General features: G+C 63.2%; 17 protein-coding genes. 8 read left to right on the plus strand and 9 right to left on the minus strand.

Going from position 1 to position 18,639, the window contains the following annotated elements; translation table 11 throughout:
- Positions 1 to 64 precede the first annotated feature (64 nt).
- Positions 65 to 307: a hypothetical protein gene (locus tag E4K65_RS28495; RefSeq protein WP_135176957.1), complete on the plus strand. Its 243-nt coding sequence runs from the start codon at positions 65 to 67 to the stop codon at positions 305 to 307.
- Here the strand turns inward: E4K65_RS28495 and E4K65_RS28500 are convergent.
- From E4K65_RS28500 to E4K65_RS28515, 4 genes are read right to left on the minus strand one after another with little or no spacing between them, the layout of a single operon-like run.
- Positions 262 to 1,272, minus strand: a complete 1,011-nt coding sequence (locus E4K65_RS28500; protein WP_135176958.1) for a Gfo/Idh/MocA family protein — start codon at positions 1,270 to 1,272, stop codon at positions 262 to 264. The two genes, E4K65_RS28495 and E4K65_RS28500, sit on opposite strands and share 46 nt — an antisense overlap.
- Positions 1,259 to 2,308: a Gfo/Idh/MocA family protein gene (locus E4K65_RS28505; RefSeq protein WP_135176959.1), complete on the minus strand. Its 1,050-nt coding sequence runs from the start codon at positions 2,306 to 2,308 to the stop codon at positions 1,259 to 1,261. The genes E4K65_RS28500 and E4K65_RS28505 overlap by 14 nt, the downstream gene beginning before the upstream one ends.
- A 3-nt stretch (positions 2,309 to 2,311) precedes the next feature.
- Positions 2,312 to 3,466, minus strand: a complete 1,155-nt coding sequence (locus E4K65_RS28510) for an N-acetylglucosamine-6-phosphate deacetylase (protein ID WP_135176960.1) — start codon at positions 3,464 to 3,466, stop codon at positions 2,312 to 2,314.
- Complete coding sequence (locus tag E4K65_RS28515) at positions 3,463 to 4,245, minus strand: glucosamine-6-phosphate deaminase (RefSeq protein WP_235885757.1); 783 nt, start codon at positions 4,243 to 4,245, stop codon at positions 3,463 to 3,465. The genes E4K65_RS28510 and E4K65_RS28515 overlap by 4 nt, the downstream gene beginning before the upstream one ends.
- Before the next feature lie 132 nt (positions 4,246 to 4,377).
- Here E4K65_RS28515 and E4K65_RS28520 point away from each other — a divergent pair, with 132 nt between their 5' ends.
- The 4 genes from E4K65_RS28520 to E4K65_RS28535 all read left to right on the plus strand — a co-directional run bounded on the left by E4K65_RS28520 (position 4,378) and on the right by E4K65_RS28535 (position 8,673).
- Positions 4,378 to 5,415 (plus strand): LacI family DNA-binding transcriptional regulator, encoded by a 1,038-nt coding sequence (locus E4K65_RS28520; RefSeq protein ID WP_135176961.1) that lies wholly within the window; start codon positions 4,378 to 4,380, stop codon positions 5,413 to 5,415.
- Between the two features lie 112 nt (positions 5,416 to 5,527).
- Positions 5,528 to 6,871 (plus strand): extracellular solute-binding protein, encoded by a 1,344-nt coding sequence (locus E4K65_RS28525; protein WP_135176962.1) that lies wholly within the window; start codon positions 5,528 to 5,530, stop codon positions 6,869 to 6,871.
- 63 nt (positions 6,872 to 6,934) lie between these two features.
- Positions 6,935 to 7,822, plus strand: a complete 888-nt coding sequence (locus E4K65_RS28530; protein WP_027547705.1) for a carbohydrate ABC transporter permease — start codon at positions 6,935 to 6,937, stop codon at positions 7,820 to 7,822.
- Positions 7,819 to 8,673 carry a carbohydrate ABC transporter permease gene (locus tag E4K65_RS28535; RefSeq protein ID WP_135176963.1) on the plus strand — a complete coding sequence of 285 codons (855 nt, stop codon included), beginning with the start codon at positions 7,819 to 7,821 and terminating at the stop codon, positions 8,671 to 8,673. The genes E4K65_RS28530 and E4K65_RS28535 overlap by 4 nt, the downstream gene beginning before the upstream one ends.
- A 144-nt stretch (positions 8,674 to 8,817) precedes the next feature.
- Here E4K65_RS28535 and edd read toward each other — a convergent pair whose 3' ends face one another.
- The 4 genes from edd to E4K65_RS28555 all read right to left on the minus strand — a co-directional run bounded on the left by edd (position 8,818) and on the right by E4K65_RS28555 (position 14,539).
- Positions 8,818 to 10,647, minus strand: a complete 1,830-nt coding sequence (gene edd / locus E4K65_RS28540) for a phosphogluconate dehydratase (protein ID WP_135176964.1) — start codon at positions 10,645 to 10,647, stop codon at positions 8,818 to 8,820.
- Positions 10,648 to 10,696: 49 nt separating this feature from the next.
- Positions 10,697 to 12,175 carry a glucose-6-phosphate dehydrogenase gene (zwf, locus tag E4K65_RS28545; protein WP_135177058.1) on the minus strand — a complete coding sequence of 493 codons (1,479 nt, stop codon included), beginning with the start codon at positions 12,173 to 12,175 and terminating at the stop codon, positions 10,697 to 10,699.
- Positions 12,176 to 12,225: 50 nt separating this feature from the next.
- The gene (locus E4K65_RS28550; protein ID WP_235885766.1) at positions 12,226 to 13,122 is read right to left on the minus strand and encodes a carbohydrate kinase family protein; all 897 of its coding nucleotides are present in this window, start codon (positions 13,120 to 13,122) and stop codon (positions 12,226 to 12,228) included.
- Between the two features lie 181 nt (positions 13,123 to 13,303).
- Positions 13,304 to 14,539, minus strand: a complete 1,236-nt coding sequence (locus tag E4K65_RS28555; protein ID WP_135176966.1) for an ROK family transcriptional regulator — start codon at positions 14,537 to 14,539, stop codon at positions 13,304 to 13,306.
- A gap of 220 nt (positions 14,540 to 14,759) precedes the next feature.
- Here E4K65_RS28555 and E4K65_RS28560 point away from each other — a divergent pair, with 220 nt between their 5' ends.
- From E4K65_RS28560 to E4K65_RS28570, 3 genes are all read left to right on the plus strand, one after another.
- Complete coding sequence (locus tag E4K65_RS28560; protein ID WP_135176967.1) at positions 14,760 to 15,779, plus strand: sugar ABC transporter substrate-binding protein; 1,020 nt, start codon at positions 14,760 to 14,762, stop codon at positions 15,777 to 15,779.
- 119 nt (positions 15,780 to 15,898) lie between these two features.
- On the plus strand, positions 15,899 to 16,981 hold the full coding sequence (locus tag E4K65_RS28565) for an ABC transporter permease (RefSeq protein ID WP_135176968.1): 1,083 nt from the start codon (positions 15,899 to 15,901) through the stop codon (positions 16,979 to 16,981).
- Positions 16,957 to 17,775 carry an ATP-binding cassette domain-containing protein gene (locus E4K65_RS28570; protein WP_167771232.1) on the plus strand — a complete coding sequence of 273 codons (819 nt, stop codon included), beginning with the start codon at positions 16,957 to 16,959 and terminating at the stop codon, positions 17,773 to 17,775. The genes E4K65_RS28565 and E4K65_RS28570 overlap by 25 nt, the downstream gene beginning before the upstream one ends.
- Before the next feature lie 229 nt (positions 17,776 to 18,004).
- Here the strand turns inward: E4K65_RS28570 and E4K65_RS28580 are convergent, their stop codons facing one another.
- The gene (locus E4K65_RS28580) at positions 18,005 to 18,604 is read right to left on the minus strand and encodes a DsrE family protein (RefSeq protein WP_135176971.1); all 600 of its coding nucleotides are present in this window, start codon (positions 18,602 to 18,604) and stop codon (positions 18,005 to 18,007) included.
- Positions 18,605 to 18,639: the final 35 nt, after the last annotated feature.

Genomic DNA, 18,639 nt, shown 5'->3' on the forward strand with positions numbered 1-18,639 from the left:
TCCACTTCGGGCCCTGGAACAAAGCGCGTCTCGTGCGACGCTTTTCGTGGTCGGACGTCGCACGGTGCGACGTCTCGACGATGTTTGCGGATGTTCTTGTTGGCGCTGTCTCGTCAAAGAGCGCGACTATTGCGTTGAGATCTGGAACGACGCCGGCCAGCACTACATCCGCATCGACGAGATCGACAGGTTCGACGCGCTGGCGCATTCCGCCTGGGAACTCATAAGCTGGGTGGTATTTCTGCCTGCCCGCGAGGAATCTCAACTCCATCGCATCGGCTTGCCGCCATTTGCCGCACTCTCCTGAGCGAGTATCGCGATGCGCGTGGCCCGCAGGGCTTCATTTGCTGGAATTTGCAAGGTCTCGCCACGGGCGAGATGATCGAAGACGAAGCCGGCAGGCGAGACGCCCGCGGGCAGGTCGACTTCGCGCAGGGGTCTCGTCGCCGTCTCGACGAGCAATTTGTTTTCAGCGAATAGAACGTCTGCGCGCCCCTTTGTCCCGGAGATCCGCATGGCATAGTCGCCATGCCGTGGCGAAGCTTCGGGCTGGATCCAGTCGACTTCGATCGCGAATTGCGGGCCGCCGTCGCAGGCGAGGATGGCGCGCCCCAGCGCGGGAAAGTCCGTCGTGCCGGCAGCCGCGATCGGTGATATCCAGCCGCTGACCGTACCGCTGGTATATCCCGTCAGCCAAAGTGCGAGATCGATGTCGTGAACCGTGAGGTCGGCGAGGATGCCGCCATAGGTCGATGGTTCGAACATCCACGCGGGACGACGGCTCGGGACGAGCTTGTGCGGCCCGGTTGCGGTGATGGATACGACGTCTCCAAGTTCGCCGCTGTCGATGATCGAGCGGAGCGCGAGGGTGACCGGATAAAAGCGTTTCTCCAGCAGAAGCGTCAGCAAATTGCGCCCGGCGAGAGTTTCCTCGATTGCTGCGAGCTGGGGCAGGGTCACCGCCATCGGCTTGTCGGCGATCGCGAAGATGCCGCGGCGCAAGAGTTCGGCCACGATCGGAGCGCGAAGGCCGAATTCGGTGAAGACCGCTGCGGCTCGAACCTGATGCGCGTCCAAAAGCGCATGTGGATCGGCGTAGCCGGGCGCCATCGTGCGTCGTTCGAGCTCGGCGCGTCGCGCCGCGTCATGATCGGCGATGGCCACGACCTTGACGTCGGTTCGGTTCGCAATCTCCGAAAGTACATATTCGACGTGTGGGTGGGCCGCGCCAATGATGGCGATGTCGAGCGTCTCGGAGTTACTCGTCGGCATGAATGACCTCAGCTGCGATTTCGTTGCGGCTGATGGACCGACCTTCCGAGGCCGATCGATAGATGGCGTCGACCAATCTCGCAGCTTCGAATCCGTCCCTGAACGAGCTCGCGGGTGACCGTCGCTCCCGGACGGCTTGAGCGAAGTCGCGCCATTGCGCGATATGTCCTTCGATCCCGATGGCCCTGGGATCGCTGGCGGCGCTGCCAACCCCGGCCGCACTTGGCGGCTCCGCGACGCCGGGAAAATCCCAGCGGACGATGCTGTCGTTTCCGAGTTCGCAACTGCCGCGGTCCGTGAACAGCCGAAGCATGGCCGGCCGTCCCGGAGGCAGTGCCGTGCTCGTCACGATCACGCCGAGCGCGCCGGACGCGAAGGAGAGCAGCGCCGCTGTCGTGTCCTCGACGGCGTGTGTGTGCCCGAGCGTTGCCATCTTGCCCTGAACACTGTCCACAGTCCCGAACAACCAAAGCATCAGGTCGAGATTGTGAACGCCCTGATTGAACAGCGAGCCTCCGCCGTGCTCCGCTTCTCTGCGCCACGGCTTCTCCGCGTAGTATGCGTCGGAGCGGTACCAATGGATCGCCGTCTCGATCAGGCGCGCCTGTCCGAGATGACCTGCGTCGAGCAGAGCCTTGATCGCCTGGTGTTGCGGTTCGAGACGGCGCTGCGAAACAACGCCGCACGTCAGTTGCGAGCGCGCGGCCGCGCGGACCAGCGATGCGGCCTCGGCCGGATCGACGCAGAGCGGCTTTTCGACGAGCACGTGCCGTCCGGCCTTGATCGCAGCAAGCGCGACGTCATGATGCGCGCCGCTCGGGGTGCAGACCACGACCGCGTCGATCTCGGCACTTGCGAGCATCGCCTCGGTGGTCGCGAATGTCGGAACAGGTTCGCCGTTCGTGCACGCTGCAATCTGCTCGGGCGTGCCGCCGGCGATCGCCGACAAGACGGTTTCGTCGAGCGCTCGTATCGCCCGCGCGTGCGTTTCACCGATTGCCCCTGGGCCGATCAACCCGATGCGAAGCCAGTTCATGTCTCATTCCTCAGGGGGGAGCGGGTAAGGCCGGCCCGCGACGTAAACCGTCTCAGGCACAAGAGAGCCATCCTCGCCGAGACGGAATCGCAGCAGATCGGCCGGTGCTCCCACCGTCAGCGCGGGAAGGTTGAACAGCAGGCGCGGATTGATGGTTGCGAGCCTCAGCGCCTCTGCCAGGGTCAATCCGGCCATGCGCCTGGCCATGGCTATTCCGAACTTGAGGCTGACGGCCGCGCCCGCCAAGAAGGATGTGCCGACGACTTCCAGCCGGCCGTTCGCCTTCAGTTCGACCTTGCCGCCGATCGGCGCGTCATAGATTCCTGGCGTGCACCCCGCGAGCGCGGCGGCGTCCGACACCAGGATCGATCGCTCCAGTCCCTTTGCACGCAGCATGGCTTTGAAGGTCTCAGGAGGGAGGTGATGGCCATCGGCGATGAAGCTCGCCCACAGCCTGTCTTCGGCCAGTTGAGACCAGATCGGGTTGGGATGTCGCGGCAGCGTGGCTGCGATGCCATTGCCAAGATGCGTCGACAACATTGCGCCTGCGGCAACAGCAGCGGAGATCTGATCCGGCGTCGCATTGGCATGGCCAAGCGCAACGCGAACACCGCGCGTCCGAAGGCCACGTACATATGCTTCTGTTTCTGGCCAGTGCGGCGACATCGTCGCGAGGCCGATGAGGTTGCCGCTGGCGGCTTGCCACGCGTCGAACTCGTCGAGGCTCGGCGGCCTCACATGTTCGGCCGGATGCGCGCCGCGTGGACCGTCCTCCGGCGCGATATGCGGTCCTTCAAGATGGACGAACGGCATCGCATGCTTGATGAGCGGATCGCTGTCGCGTGCCTGCGCAATGGCCTGTAGCGCGTCGATGATCGCATCGTGCGATGCCGTGATCAGCGTCGGGGCAAAGCGCGACACGCCGCTTCTGTGGACGGCCGAGACGAGATCGCGGACCGTCTGGGGATCAGGGCGGGCATTGAGATCGTAGCCGCCAAAGCCGTTCAATTGTAGATCGAACAGGCCGAGCGACAGCCACAGCCCGTCATCGTGTCCGCCAGCAAGGATGTCCGAGATCCGGCCATCCCGAATGACGATGGTGCGATTCTGTCCAGTCTCCGGATCGCGGCCCCAGACGCGTGTTGCCGGATCCGTCATGCGCGTGCCGGTGTTTGCGGTGAGAGCTGCGGCGGCGTGGAATCCGGGTCGAGATACAGCGCGCATCGCGGATGCGTGCGGAGCGCGCTCGCCGGGCAGGCCGTTCCGATCGGGCCGTACAGCGATCGCTCGACGGCGGTGCGCTTGGATGCGCCAGGCACGACGCAAAACAGCTGGCCGGCGTCCAGCAGCCGCGGAATCGTCAGCGTGATCGCATGTGTCGGGACGTGCCCCAGGGTCGGGAAACATCCATCGTCGACCTGCTGCTGTCGGCAGATCGCGTCGAGTTCGACGACCTTGACCTGTTTCGTATCGTGCAGGTCGGCGACCGGCGGGTCATTGAAGGCGAGGTGACCATTGACGCCGATGCCGAGGCAGATGATGTCGATCGGGGCCTCTGCAAGAAGGGCCGCATAGCGCGCCGCTTCCCGGTCCGGATCCGGTTCTTGTCCGATCAAGTGAACGGTGCCGAAGGCGACACGCGAGAAGAGGTGACGCGTCAGCCAGGCCCCGAAGCGCTCCGGCGCGCCCGAAGGAAGACCGATATATTCGTCCATGTGGAAGGCTGTGACGCGCCGCCAGTCGATATCGCGCTCGCGTGCAAGGGCATCCAGCATCTCTGCCTGGCTCGGCGCCGCGGCAAATATCATCCGCGCCGTGCTCTGTCGCGCGAGGCGGTCGCGCAGCGCCACACCGACATCCGCAGCAGCCGCACGGCCCATCGCATCCCGCGTCTTAGATGTCGCGATCGAGGGAGTAACCGAAGCCGTCATGCTCATCCATGGTTCTGTCGGGCCTGCCCGTCACCCCAAGCGGAGAGAATGTGATGCAACCGGTTGCATGTCAAGCTTGCACCCCGGGCCCGACCGAGGCATGTGTAGCTGGATGCGATGCAGAGGAGGCGGCCCGCGGTGAAGCGCGATCCTGATAGCGGCGGGGAGGGGCGTCCATCGGTCGTGCCGACGATCAGTCAGGTGGCGAAGGCTTCCGGGGTCTCCCGTGCGACCGTATCGCGCGCCTTTTCGCGGCCCGAGATGCTGACCAAGGAGACCGTCCGGCGTGTCAAGGCGGTCGCCGACAAGCTCGGCTACGTGCCAAATCAGGTCGCCCGCGCACTGTCGACCGGGCGCCATGGCAATGTCGCTCTCATTGTCTCGGATGTCGCGAACCCGTTCTTTCCGCCGCTGATCAGGGCCGCGCAACTTCGCGCCGACCAGGCGGGGCTGTGCGTTTTCCTCGGCAACTCGGACGAGGATCCCGCGCGTGAGGAATTGCTGGTCGGCCGCTTCATCGGCCAGGTGGAAGGGCTCGTCCTCGCCTCGTCCCGCCTGGACGAAGAGCATATCCGCCGCCATGCGATGCGCCGGCCGCTGGTGCTCATCAATCGCGATATCGAAGGCATTACGCGGGTCCTGATCGACACGGCGCCGGGCGTCGCTGCTGCGATCGCGCATCTTGCCGAGCTGGGGCACCGGCACATCGCCTATGTCAGCGGCCCGACGACATCGTGGTCCAACCAGCAGCGGCGCAACGCCGTCCGGCGTGAAGCGGAGAAGCGCGGGCTCAAGGTGATTGCCGTTCCCGCGCGCCCGCCATCCTACGACACGGGCCGGCTAGCGGCCACCCAGATCGTCGCCAGCGGCGTCACCGCGGCGATCGCGTTCGACGATCTTGTCGCTCAGGGTCTGTTGGCCGGGCTCGCGGCGCTCGACGTCGAGGTGCCGAAATCGTTCAGTGTCGTCGGCTGCGACGATGTCCTCGGTGAAACCACCTATCCGCCGCTCACCACCGTGTCGGCGCGCTGCGCCGATGCGGGCGATGTCGCGGTCGGTCTCCTGCTCAGCCAGATGAAGGGCGGCGTGTCGGGCGAGATCCGCCACAAGCTGAATTCCCATCTTGTCATTCGCGCCAGCACCGGCCCGGCTCCGGTGAAGCGGAGAAGCCGCTGACGATTTAGTCAACGGCCTCAGAAAGCGGCAATGGATCGCAATTGACACGCAACCGGTTGCATGCGAGCTTTTTCGCAGGATTTGCTCAATTCCGGATGCGAGAGTGACCTTCATGATGAGACCCGTCGGCAGGTTCGGCTACATGACGCTCCCCGAGAACAGAATTCGCCCGGCGACGCCGGATCGTCGGTCATGGATGTCGGCAGCGCTGTCGCTGGCGCTGGTTGTCGCTGCCCCCGTGTTTGCTTCGCCCGCGTCGGCGGAGAAGCTGACGATATGGAGTGGTTGGCCCGACCTTGCCCCGTTTTACAAGCGCGTCGGCGACCAGCTGAAGAGCAAATATCCGGATCTCGAAATCAGCGTCGAGGCCATTGCCCTGCGTGAGCACGAGAAGCGGCTGGCGCTGTCGCTGCCATCCGGCGCGGCCGGGGACGTCATCGAGATGGAGGTCGAGGCAGCGAGGTATCTCGAGGCTGGCGTCATTCCGGAGCCGCCGGCGTCGATCGTCGATTTCGTCAAAGCCAATTACGACATGACGCGTGTGAAGACCGCCATGTACGACGGCAAGATCTTCGGTGTGCCGTTGTTCCAGGGGCAGGGCGCGCTGTACTACAACACCGAGATGTTCGCCAAGGCCGGCCTCGACGGCCCGCCCAAGACCATGGCCGACTATACCGCTTATGCGCAGAAGCTTGCGCAGCGCGATGCGTCCGGCGTGCCGACGGTGAGCGGATGGAGCTTGCGTCTCAGCGGCGGCGGCTCGGGCATCGCGGAGAAGTACTGGACCATCCTCTATAACCATGGCGGGACGCTGTTGCAGGAGAAGGGCGGAAAGTGGCGCGCCGCCTATGCAAGCGAGGCCGGCCGCGCCGCGCTCAAGCAGTATCTCGACAACGTCGTGGTTTACCGGACGGTGACGCCCGAGATGAAGGCGGATGCGGAAGCCTTCGAACTCGGCCAGACCGCGATGTTCATCCGGGAATCCTGGGTGATTGGCGACGTCGCCAAGAAGGCGCCCAACCTCAAATACGCCACCGCCCCGTTACCGAAGGGCACGCTGATGGTCCCGGTCGACCTCTATGTGCCGAACAAGGGACCCAAGAGTCAGATCGCCTGGGATTTCGTTCAAAAGGCGAATGAGCCGGAAAATCTGCTCTGGCTGCTCGAGAACACGGCCTGGGTCCCCAACCGCAAGGGCCTCGACTACTCCGCGGTCCTCAAGAAAGTCCCGCAGCTCGGCGCATTCGTCAACGTTCCGGCCGACCACGTCTTCTTCACCGTGCCGGCGATCAGCCCGGCGAGCGAAATCCTCACCAGGCTTGCGGCACGGCTGGAGAAGGCCTTCACCGACAAGTCGCTGGCGGGCAACGACGCTACGATCGATGCGTTCCTGAAGTCTGCGGCTGGTGAAAGCGACAAGATCCTCGCCCGGGAAGACCTGCTGGCCAAACCCTAGAGCTTCCGACAGGGGCGACCCAATCCAGGCGCCAGCCGCTGACTGGCGCTTGCTGGAGGATCGATGCGCACCACGCCAAAATGGCTGTTTCCAGTTCTTGCGCTTCTTCCGGTCCTCGGGCTCTACGGCTGTGTCCGCGTCTATCCGATCATCGAGACGTTGCGGCTCAGCCTCTTCCAATGGAATATCATCTCGCGGCGCAAGCCATTCGTCGGATTCGCCAACTTCATCGAGTTGGCGAGCGACTCGCTGTTTCTCGAAGCGATATTCAATACAACAATCATCGCCTTCAGCGTCGTGGCGATCACCATTCCCGTTGCGCTTGCGCTCGCAACGCTGATCAACAGCCGGCAGGGGCTGCGGCGCAGCGGCATTTATGAAGCCTCGGTTTTCCTGCCGCACGTCGTCTCGCTGGTTCCGGCGGCGATGGCCTGGAAATGGATTTTCGACGCCCGGCTCGGACCGCTCAACGCCTTGATCGGACTGGTCGGAATCCCGGCCCAGTCGTGGTTGTTCGACCCCATCCTGTCACTGGTGTGCCTGATTGTTCTCTGTTCCTGGCAGGCGATCGGTTATGCCGTCCTGATCTTCCTTGTCGGACTGAAGAACGTTCCGGATGCGCTCTACGAGGCCGCGCGCCTCGACGGCGCCTCGTCACTTCAGGCCTTTCGCTACATCGCGGTGCCGCTGTTGAAGCCGGTCATGTTGTACGTATCGGTCATTACGCTGATCTCGTCCTACAATATCTATGCGCAGGCCTTCGTGCTGGCATCCGATGTGCAGGGTGCGCCGGGACACCTCGTTCGTGTCCTCGTCCTCGACATGCTCGAAAACAGCTTTCGCAACTACCGGGTCGGCTACGCCGCCGCAGAAGCCGTCGTGTTGCTCGTCATCGTCCTCATCCTGACCGGCGCCCAGTTCAGGCTGTTCCGCGATCGGAGCCGGGCATGAGCGAGCCCGATCGTCCGTCCGTCGTTGGTCAGCACCGTGCCGTCGGCCTCGTGATCGACGCTGTTCTCTGCGCCGTCAGCCTGATGATGCTGTTGCCGCTGGTCTTCCTGATCAGCAACGCGTTCAAGACGCCGCCGGAACTGCTGGCCTGGCCGCCGACCATCATTCCGCACCAGCCGACGCTGGACAACATCGTCAGCGTCCTGCGCGAAACGCCGCTGTTTCGCTGGATCGGCAACTCGCTCATCTTCGCAACGCTCTCGACCGCGAGCATCGTCAGCACGTCGGCGATAGCAGGCTATGTGCTCGGCAAGTTTGATCTGCCGGGGGTGCCGGTCATCTTCGGCATCATCATTGCGACGGCGGTCGTTCCCTTCGAAGTCTACATGATCCCGCTCTACCTCAACGTCCAGTCTGCCGGACTGTTGAACACCTGGCCCGGGCTTCTGGTCGGCTATCTCATTATGAGCTTTGGCATCTTCCTGGTGCGGCAATACGTGATGACGTCGATCCCCGACGAGCTCCTGGAGGCCGCGCGAGTGGATGGCGCCGGAGAGGGCTGGATCTTCCTGCGGATCGTGCTGCCGCTGATGCGTGGCCCGTTGGGCGCTCTCGCCGTGCTGGCGTTCTTCCAGGCCTGGACCGCATTCGCGTGGCCGCTCGTCGTCATGACCAACAAGGAGACCTATACGCTCGAGGTTGGGCTGGCATTGTTTCAGACCGGTTTCACCGTGGATATCGGCCGTCTCAGCGCGGCCGCCGCTCTGGCTCTGGTTCCGAGTGCGCTTTTCTTCTCGCTGATGCGTCGAAATTTCGTGCGTGGCGTGGCCGCGAGCGGTCTGAAAGAGTGACGCCTCGGCAGCATTCCGACGAAGAGAGAACCCGTTGCGATTTCAATGCTGGCTTGGGGGCTCAGTTGTCGGAATGGACGCTGATTTTTCCAGCAAATCATACGTCTCGTCATCAGCGGGCTCGCTGAGCCTGCCTTCTTGCACCTACGCTACAAAAACGCTTGCGCCGCGATCCGCGCAACTGACGCGCTCGCGGAAGAAGCCGAAGAGTTCACGGCCGATCCCGACATGCATCGTGGAGAGATCGGCTTGCGCACAGGCTCGCGCGGCCAACTCGCTCGGGGTGACGAGTACGTCAAGCCGACCGGTGACGGCGTCGAGCCGAATGACGTCGCCATCACGGATCCGCGCAATCGTACCGCCATCCGCTGCTTCAGGAGTGACGTGAATGGCTGCAGGCACCTTACCCGAGGCGCCTGAAAGCCGCCCATCTGTGACAAGCGCGACTTTCAGTCCGCGATCCTGAAGCACGCCAAGGAGCGGCATCAGCTTGTGCAGCTCCGGCATGCCGTTCGCCTTTGGACCCTGGAAGCGTATCACCGCGATCATATCACCCGTGAGCTCACCCGCGGCGAAGCTCCGCTGCAGTTCGTCCTGGCAATCGAAGACGCGAGCCGGGGCTTCGATGACATGGCGTTGCGGTGCGACCGCAGACGTCTTGACGACCGCGCGCCCGAGATTGCCCGTCAGAACCTGAAGGCCGCCGGCCGTCTGGAACGGGTCAGCGGTGCCGCGAAGCACGGTTGGATCGCCGGTTCCAGCCGGTCCGTCGCGCCAGGTCAGCTTGCCCTCGGCATCGAGCAGCGGCTCCTGCAAGTACGCATCGAGCCCGTCGCCGCAAACGGTCAGGACGTCGCGGTGCAGGAGCCCCGCAGCAAGCAATTCCCGGATCAAGAAGCTCATTCCGCCGGCGGCATGAAAATGGTTCACGTCTGCTGAGCCGTTGGGATAGATCCGCGCGATCAGCGGCGTCACCCGGGCGAGGTCGGCGAAGTCGTCCCAGGTCAGGGTGAGGCCGGCCGCCGCAGCCATGGCAACCAGATGCAGCGTCAGATTGGTCGAGCCGCCGGTGGCGTGCAGGCCCACTATGCCGTTGACGAATGCGCGCTCGTCGAGCACGCGGCCAATCGGGATGTATTGATTGCCGAGCGAGGTGATGTCCAATGCTCGCTCGGTCGCTGCGACAGTCAGCGCATCGCGCAAAGGTGTGTTCGGGTTCACGAATGATGCGCCCGGCAGCTGCAGGCCCATGATCTCCATCAGCATCTGGTTGGTATTTGCGGTCCCGTAAAAGGTACAGGTCCCCGCGCCATGGTAGGCCTTCGCCTCCGCTTCCAGCAAAGCCTCGCGACCAAGCTTTCCCTCCGCGTAAGCCTGCCGGATTTTCACTTTCGCGTCGTTGGCAAGGCCCGAAGTCATCGGACCGGATGGAATGAAGACCGCAGGCAAATGCCCGAACGAGAGCGCGCCGATGACGAGACCTGGCACGATCTTGTCGCATATGCCGAGAAACACCGCGGCGTCGAAGGTCTGATGCGACAGCGCGACCGCGGTGGACAAGGCGATGACCTCGCGCGAGAACAGCGAGAGCTCCATTCCAGCTTCGCCTTGCGTGATACCGTCGCACATCGCCGGAACGCCGCCGGCGACCTGGGCAACACCACCGGCTGCGCGTGCGCTCTGCCGGATGAGTTCAGGGAAACGCTCGTAGGGCTGGTGGGCCGAGAGCATGTCGTTGTAGGCCGTGACAATTCCGAGACTGGGGACGTGGCCATCCTGCATCAGCTGCTTGTCGCGCCCCCCGCAAGCCGCGAAGGCATGAGCCTGGTTGGCGCATCCCAGTCGTCGCCGCACTGGCGTGCTCGCCGCGTTCGCAATGCGGTCGAGATAGCGTGCTCGGCTGTCGTGACTGCGCCGAGCGATGCGATCCGTTACTTCGGCGACCCGCGCGTTGATCCTTGCTTCGATGGTCATACAAGCCTCCTGGTTGCGGACTGAGCATCGGCGATGCGCTGCTCCGTGGTCACGGACCGTCCTCCATCCATGTCCGGCCGTCGCGTTCGATCAGTGCGACGGCAGCGGAGGGGCCCCAGCTGCCGGCGACGTAGGGACGCGGGAGATCATTCATCTGGCTCCATGCCTGACGGATCGGATCGATCCAGCGCCATGCCGCTTCCACTTCGTCCCGTCGCATGAACAAGGTGGCGTTTCCGCGGACCACATCCATCAGCAGCCGTTCGTAAGCGTCAGGCACCGAGACGTCGAACGCTTCCGCAAAGCTCATGTCGAGGGGGACATACTGCAACCGCATGCCGCCCGATCCAGGCTCCTTGATCATCAGCCAGAGCTTGATTCCCTCGTCCGGCTGCAGGCGGATCACGAGCCGCGTCTGCAAAGCCTTTCCGCAATCCGAATTGAAGATCGAATGCGGAACTTTCCTGAAGGTCACGACGATCTCGGAACTGCGCTGCTGCAGTCGCTTTCCCGTGCGCAGGTAAAAGGGAACGCCGGTCCAGCGCCAGTTCGCAACGGCGACCTTGAGCGCGACGAAGGTTTCGGTCGAGCTCTGGCGATTGTCGATCTCGTCCGCATAACCCGGAACCGCAACGCCGCTGCATGCGCCGGCGCGGTATTGACCCGGCACGGTCAGGAATGCCGCGTTTGTCTCATCGATGCGCTCGAGCGATTTCAGGATCTTGAGCTTCTCGTCGCGTACGGCGTCGGCTTCGAGCGAATGTGGCGGCTCCATCGCCACCAGACAGAGCAGTTGTAGAAGGTGATTCTGAACCATGTCGCGCAGGGCGCCGGACTTGTCGTAGTACGTGCCGCGTTCCTCCACGCCGATGGATTCGGCGACCGTAATCTGCACATGGTCGATGTGGGCGGCATTCCATAGCGGTTCGAACAATGCGTTGGCGAACCGTAGTGCCATCAAATTCTGCACCGTCTCCTTGCCGAGATAGTGATCGATCCGGTAGACGCGTTCCTCCGGAAAAATCATGCCGACGGTCTGATTGAACCGGATTGCGGATTCGAGATCCTTGCCGATCGGCTTCTCGATAACGATGCGGGAATCGCCTTTCGAAAGACCGTAGTGCCCCAGCCTTTCGCAGATCGGTCCGAATAGATGCGGGGCCGTCGCCAGATAATGGACCTGAACGCGGTCGGCGTAGGCCGACAGGGCGGCTGCGAGTTCGGTCCAACCGTTCTCGCCTTCTGCATCGGCAGCCATGTAGGAGATGCGGGCCAGGAAGCGATCGAGTTCGGGTCCCGTCGTTTCCGATTCAGGCACATGCTTCACGATAGACGCGCGCATCAGAGCGAGGAAATCATCCCGCGACATCGCGCCGCGCGCGACGCCGAGAATGGCTGCTTCATCCGGCAGTTGGCCCGCAAAATCGCGCCGAAACAGCGCCGGCAACAGCTTGCGGCGCGCGAGATCGCCGGTCGCGCCGAAAACCGTCAGGACGAAGGGAGCCACCGGGATGACGCGGCTGGTCAGACCGGAGCCTTGCTCAATTCGATCCCTGCTGATGTGCCGCATTGCGTCCGTCACTCTGTCAAGCATGGCTGCGTGCTCCCATCGATATCGGCGGTGGTCGGCAGGTCGGCGCCATCGCGTGAAACCGTGACGGCGGCGGCGGCCATCCCGTAAGTGAGCAGTTCGCGGATTGCCGCCTCGTCGAGCGCCGCGATGGCGTCGGGATGGAGCCGCCCGGTTTTGGCAAGCTGCGCAAGCAGCGCGGCGTGGAATGTGTCGCCGGCGCCCACGGTGTCGCGCACGACCACTGAGCGACCGGGGACCGATACGCTTCCAGTGGCGCAGAAGGCGGTTGCCCCCTTCGCTCCCTCGGTCACCACGACCAGCCGCGCGCCGCACTTTTGCCAGTAGGCGGCTGCATCGGCAATTGAGACGCGACCACCCCACGCAAGGCGAACGTCCTCGTCACTCGCCTTGATCATTGTAGCCGTCCGGTAGAAGCGTTCCGCGGCGACGACCCAGCTTTTCATGTCGCCGACGACAGTCGAACGGACGTTCGGATCAACGCTGATGACGCGGCGCCCATGTTCGCGTTGGGCGAGTGCGGCAAACGTGGTGCCGACCGGCTCGACGGCCATGGAATAGGAGCCGAAGGTCAAAGCCCTGATGTCGTCGGGCAACGCGCCGGGCAGATGAGCGGGCAGGAGCGAGCGATCTGCTGCACCTTCGCCATGGAAAGTGTAGTTCGGCTGGCCGTCATCGGCGGTCGCCACGATCGAAATAGGGGAAGGCCGATCGATGCGCACGAGAAAACGACCGTCCACACCTTCGCGAGCGAGGCGGTCCGCGAGGAACGCGCCGAAATGATCGCGCGAGATGCCGCTCAGGAAGGCCGTTCGAACACCGAGGCGAGCAAGGCCAACAGCGACATTGAAGGGAGAGCCACCGGCAACGGCATGGGTCGACATTTCCGGCCCGCCGGGCACCCTCACAAACAGATCGATCAGGGCTTCGCCACAGACAAGAATCACGATGCGTCACCCTGGTTCATCACGACAAGCCTCTGGGCGGTTGGGCACTTGCGGGAAACGGGATCCGCGCCAGGCACGTTGCTGCGCTCGAAGCGGAGAGCCATGTCGTTGACCATGCTCAATCCTTGAAGAGGACGTCGTAATCGCGGGCGAACGCCGCGAGCAACGGCAAGGCCGCGCCGCCGATTGCGCGTGCATCACGGCCGATTGAGCCTTCCACCACCGCAGCGTCGGTGAGGCCCTGTCGGTCCATGCGGGCCCAATGTTCGTTTGTGCGCTCGACGAGACGGCGGCGCACATCGACCGGAAAGGCCCCGTCGATGATGACGGCTTCAAAGTCGATCACGGCGAGTAATGCAGCGACTGCCTGCGCCAGGGCCTCCGCTGCCGCAGCAATCCACGCTTCGAGCGGATCCGCAAAACTCGACCAATCGTCCGGTGAGAGCCAGATGTCGGTGCCGCGTTGACCGGCGGCGATCACTCGGCGCTCCAACTGATAGATGGAGGCGGTGCGGATCAACTGCTGAAGGCTTGTCTCACCGTTTTCCTCCCGTCGCATGATCGGCATGGACCCGAGCGCGCCGGCATTGCCGCTGCGACCCGGGAACAGGCTGCCATTCAGAACGATGCCGCCGCCGATGAAGGCGCCGATGTAGAAGTAGGCGAAATCCCGGTACGCCGCGCCGGCAGCGAAGGTGAGTTCGGCCGCACATGCCGAAGTCGCGTCGTTGCACACACGGACCGGCCAAGGGGCGAAGCGGCGCGACAGTTCAGCGGCAACGTTGAAGTCACGCCACTTGTCGAGCGCGCCGGGTGGTGTCTGCAGATCGGCTTCCCAGTTCCACAATTCAAATGGCATTGCGACGCCAATGCCGCTGATCCTGCCGTGCTGGGCTTCTGGCAGTTCGGCGACAAGGCCCGGCATCTCGCGTTCCGCAAATGCCATGATCTCTTCGGGCGCCGGGAAGGAATAGATCATGCGTCGCCTGGCTCGGATGCCGGCGGTGAAGTCCATCAAGACCAGATCGGAACTGCGCCGGCCGATCATGAGCCCGAGACCGAAAGCGCCGTCCGGATTGAGCGAATAGGGGACGGAGGGTTGGCCGATGCGGCCTCGCTGCGGTTCGCCCGCAAGCAGCAGCCCATCGGCTTCCAGCCGATTGATGATCACGGTCGTGGTTTGAGTCGAAAGGCCGGTGAGGCGTGCGATCTCGACCTTGCCGAGACTGCGATGGCGCCGAATGAGGGAAAGGATCAGGCGCTCGTTGTACAGTCTCACGCCCGTCTGGGTGGTGCCGCGGCTGTCGCCGGGCAAAGCCACCGGTGCGCCCGCAAGCGGTGCTGTTTCTTCCATCCTCGGCTCCGCCAAACTCCGGGAATCTGTCGTCGCGACAGTTCTGTTGGCCATTCCCCGGCAGTTGGCACGCTACAATGGACGCAGTCGAGAGCTGCGTCAATTAATAAATCGGGATGATTTATTTATTGACAGGGCCGTTCGCAGCTCCTTAGGATGGGCAGCTACACGCGGTCGAAACCGCGCAGGCCAACAAAAACGTCCAACGGAGAGGGAATAGATGCGTCATTCACTTGGACTGTTCACAGCGTTCGCGCTTGCTCTGGGCACCACCGGCAGTTTCGCTGCCGACAAACCGATCGTGGGTCTCATCACCAAGACCAACACCAATCCGTTCTTCGTGAAGATGAAGGCCGGCGCCGACGAGGCAGCGAAGGCGAATGACGTCGAGCTGCGCTCGTTTGCCGGAAAGGTCGACGGCGACAACGAGAGCCAGGTGGCGGCCATTGAGAACCTGATCGCCGCCGGTGCCAAAGGCATCCTGATCACACCGAACGACTCCCGCGCCATCGTTCCGGCTGTCGAGAAGGCACGCGCCGCCGGCATTTTGGTCATTGCTCTTGATACCCCGCTCGATCCGGCGAGTGCGGCGGATGCGACGTTTGCAACGGACAATTTCCTGGCGGGTCAAATGATCGGCCAATGGGCCGCCAAGACGCTGGGGGCCAAGGCGGCATCGGCGAAGATTGCGCTGCTCGACCTCAACGTGAACCAGATCTCGGTCGATGTCGCCCGCGACCAGGGCTTTCTGAAAGGCTTTGGCATTGACCTCGGCAACCCCGCCAAGATCGGCGACGAGAAGGATGCGCGCATCGTCGGTCATGATGTGACGCTCGGCAGCGAGGAGGGCGGCCGCAAGGCGATGGAGAATTTGCTGCAGAAGGATCCCGGCATCTCGCTCGTCTACACCATCAACGAGCCTGCGGCGGCGGGAGCTTATGAGGCTCTGCGCTCGGTCGGGCGCGACAAGGACGTGCTGATCGTTTCCGTCGACGGCGGTTGCCCCGGCGTGCGCAACGTGAAGGACGGCGTCATCGGCGCCACCTCCATGCAGTTCCCGCTGCTGATGGCGGCGAAAGGTGTTGAAGCAGTGAAGGCCTTCGCTTCTGGCGGCGGCAAGCCGAAGGCCTCGCCGGGCCTGGACTTCGTCAACACCGGTGTCGAGCTCGTTACCGACAAGCCGGTCGGCGAGATGCCGTCGATCGACAGCGCCGCCGCCTTGAAGAAGTGCTGGGGCTGATCCCACTCCTGACTTGTTGCCGATGGCAAGGACTGGCGCCCCATGATCTGGGCGCCAGATAACGCCGGCGAAGCTCGCCCGAGATTGGCAGGTCTCCACATGCAACGAGGAAAACGGCCATGACTGATATCGGCAGTAGCCGCCCGGCTGCCCAGGCCTTCGAGCTTGTGCTCGACAAGGGCGAGAGCCGTGTCGCCGAATTCGAAGTCCGTGCAAGATCTCCGCTGCAGAAGCTTCAGCACTTCCTGCACGCCAATCCGACGGCCGTGCCGGCAATTGTGCTCCTGCTCAGCGTTGCCGCGTTCGGCTTTACCGTCGGCTCGCGTTTTCTGTCGATGTTCAACCTGTCGCTGATCATCCAGCAGGTCACGATCATCGGCGTGATCGGGGCGGCGCAGACGTTGATCGTGATCACCGCCGGCATTGATTTGTCGGTCGGGGCCATCATGGTGCTGTGCTCCGTCATCATGGGCAAGCTCGCGGTCACGATGGGACTGCCGGCTCCGATCGCGTTCGTTGTCGGTGTCGCCGCAGGCGCCGGCTGCGGCGTGGTCAACGGTGCACTCGTGACCCGGCTCAAGCTGCCGCCCTTCATCGTAACGCTTGGGACGTGGTCGATCTTTTTCGCTCTCAACCTTTGGTATTCAGCGTCTGAGACTATCCGTTCGCAGGAAGTCGCGAAGATCGCCCCGTTGCTCCAGGCACTGGGAACGTCGGTGAACATTTTTGGCGCCCGTTTCACCTACGGCTCCTTCTTCATGCTCGGACTCGTGGCATTGATCTGGTTCGTGCTGAATCGTACGGCCTTCGGGCGCCATCTTTATGCGGTGGGCGACGATCCCGATGCGGCGCGGCTTGCCGGCATCCAAACCGACCGCATCCTCTTCAGCGTCTATGTGATCGCCGGCGTGATTTGCGCGCTCGGTGCGTGGGCATTGATCGGGCGCATTGGGTCGATCAGCCCGCAGGCCGGCCAGACGGCCAATTTGGACAGCATCACGGCGGTGGTCGTCGGTGGTGCCAGCCTGTTCGGCGGGCGTGGTTCGATTGTCGGCACGCTGATCGGCGCCCTCATCGTCGGCGTATTTCGCAACGGGCTTGCCTTGTCCGATGTCGACGTGCTCTGGCAGGAATTCGCCGTCGGCTGGCTGATCATCATCGCAGTCGCACTCGATCAATGGATTCGCAAGGTGTCGGCATGAGCGCAAAACCGAACGTTCCCGGGGTAACACCGCTCCTGCAGGCGCGCGGATTGAACAAGCGCTATGGCCGCGTGACGGCGCTCGATCACGCCGACTTCGATCTCTATCCGGGCGAAATCCTGGCCGTGATCGGAGACAATGGCGCCGGAAAATCATCGCTGATCCGCGCGCTCTCGGGCGCACTCGTTCCGGACGCCGGCGAGATCAAGCTGGCCGGCATGCCAGTCGCATTCCGCTCGCCGCTCGACGCTCAGGCGGCCGGCATCGAGACGGTCTATCAAACGCTCGCACTGTCTCCGAGTTTGTCAATCGCCGACAACATGTTTCTCGGCCGCGAGCTGCGCCGGCCGGGTCCGCTCGGCACGATCTGCCGCATGCTCGATCGCAAGGCCATGCAGCGCATCGCGCGCGAGAAGCTCACCGAGCTTGGCCTCATGACCGTGCAGAGCATCAACCAGCGCGTCGAGACCTTGTCGGGCGGTCAACGCCAGGGCGTGGCGGTGGCAAGGGCCGCGGCATTCGGCTCGCGCGTGGTGATCATGGACGAGCCGACCGCGGCGCTCGGGGTCAAGGAATCGCGTCGTGTGCTGGAACTGATCCTCGATGTGCGACGGCGCGGCGTTTCGGTGGTCTTGATCAGCCACAACATGCCGCATGTGTTCGAGATCGCCGATCGCATCCATATCCATCGACTCGGTCGGCGGCTCACGGTGATCGATCCCAAGGCATACACGATGTCGGATGCGGTCGCCTTCATGACCGGCGCGCGGGCGCCCATCGAAGTTGCGGCGTGACGGCCGTGGATTGTCGATTCACTCGTCAATCACGACCACATAGTCTGCATGAAGAGTGATCGGAGCCTTCGATCCGTCGAGAACCACACGGAGACTCTTCGGGTAATATCCAACGCCAACCACCCTCCCAGTCTTTCCAGCCAAGCGAGGGCCCGCCGTGGGCTTCACCTGAATACGCGACCCCGGTGGAAACCTGGGGTTGGTTTGGGTCGATCCTGACATGGCTGGCTTACGGTTTGACGTAGGCCCAGCCCAACTCCTGCAATTCCATCACGCGCACGACGCCCGACTTCACGACCTCCGCCTGCCGAACAATCGGTATGTCCTTGTTCTCGGCCTTCTGCATCTTCTCCTGGGTGTTGCCGCAGGCCTTGAACGAAACCTCGGGCGTGCTCAGGGCCATCTCTTCGATGCGCGTCTTTACCGGCGAGGTGTCTTCACGCAGCATGTGCAGGCCGGGCCCGAACGTGACGACCTCGATCTTCACCTTCTCGCCGGCGTCCTTGTAGTATTGCGTCACATTGGTTGCGTTGTTGAGCGCGAGATTCATCGCTGCGGGGTCGTTGGTATTCACCTGCAGGATCAAATGATGTTCTCTTTTCTTCGCTGCGGCCGCATCCTCCATGCGGGCAAACGCGGAGTGTTTCCGCGTCGCCGTCGTCGGCTTCGCTGCCTGTTGCCTTGCATGGCTCGCCTTATGCGGGACGGGTTGCCCGTCTGCCGGCGTCCAGTATTTTCCGCCCTGCTCAGCGGCCGAAAACGATGCGGAAACCAGAACGACGATCGCTGCCATCACGACCGCTTTGCCAATATGTTGAAATCTGATCATTACCACCTCCATCGAAGAAAATCATAAGCGCACCA

This window comes from Bradyrhizobium niftali (assembly GCF_004571025.1).
GTDB lineage: Bacteria > Pseudomonadota > Alphaproteobacteria > Rhizobiales > Xanthobacteraceae > Bradyrhizobium > Bradyrhizobium niftali.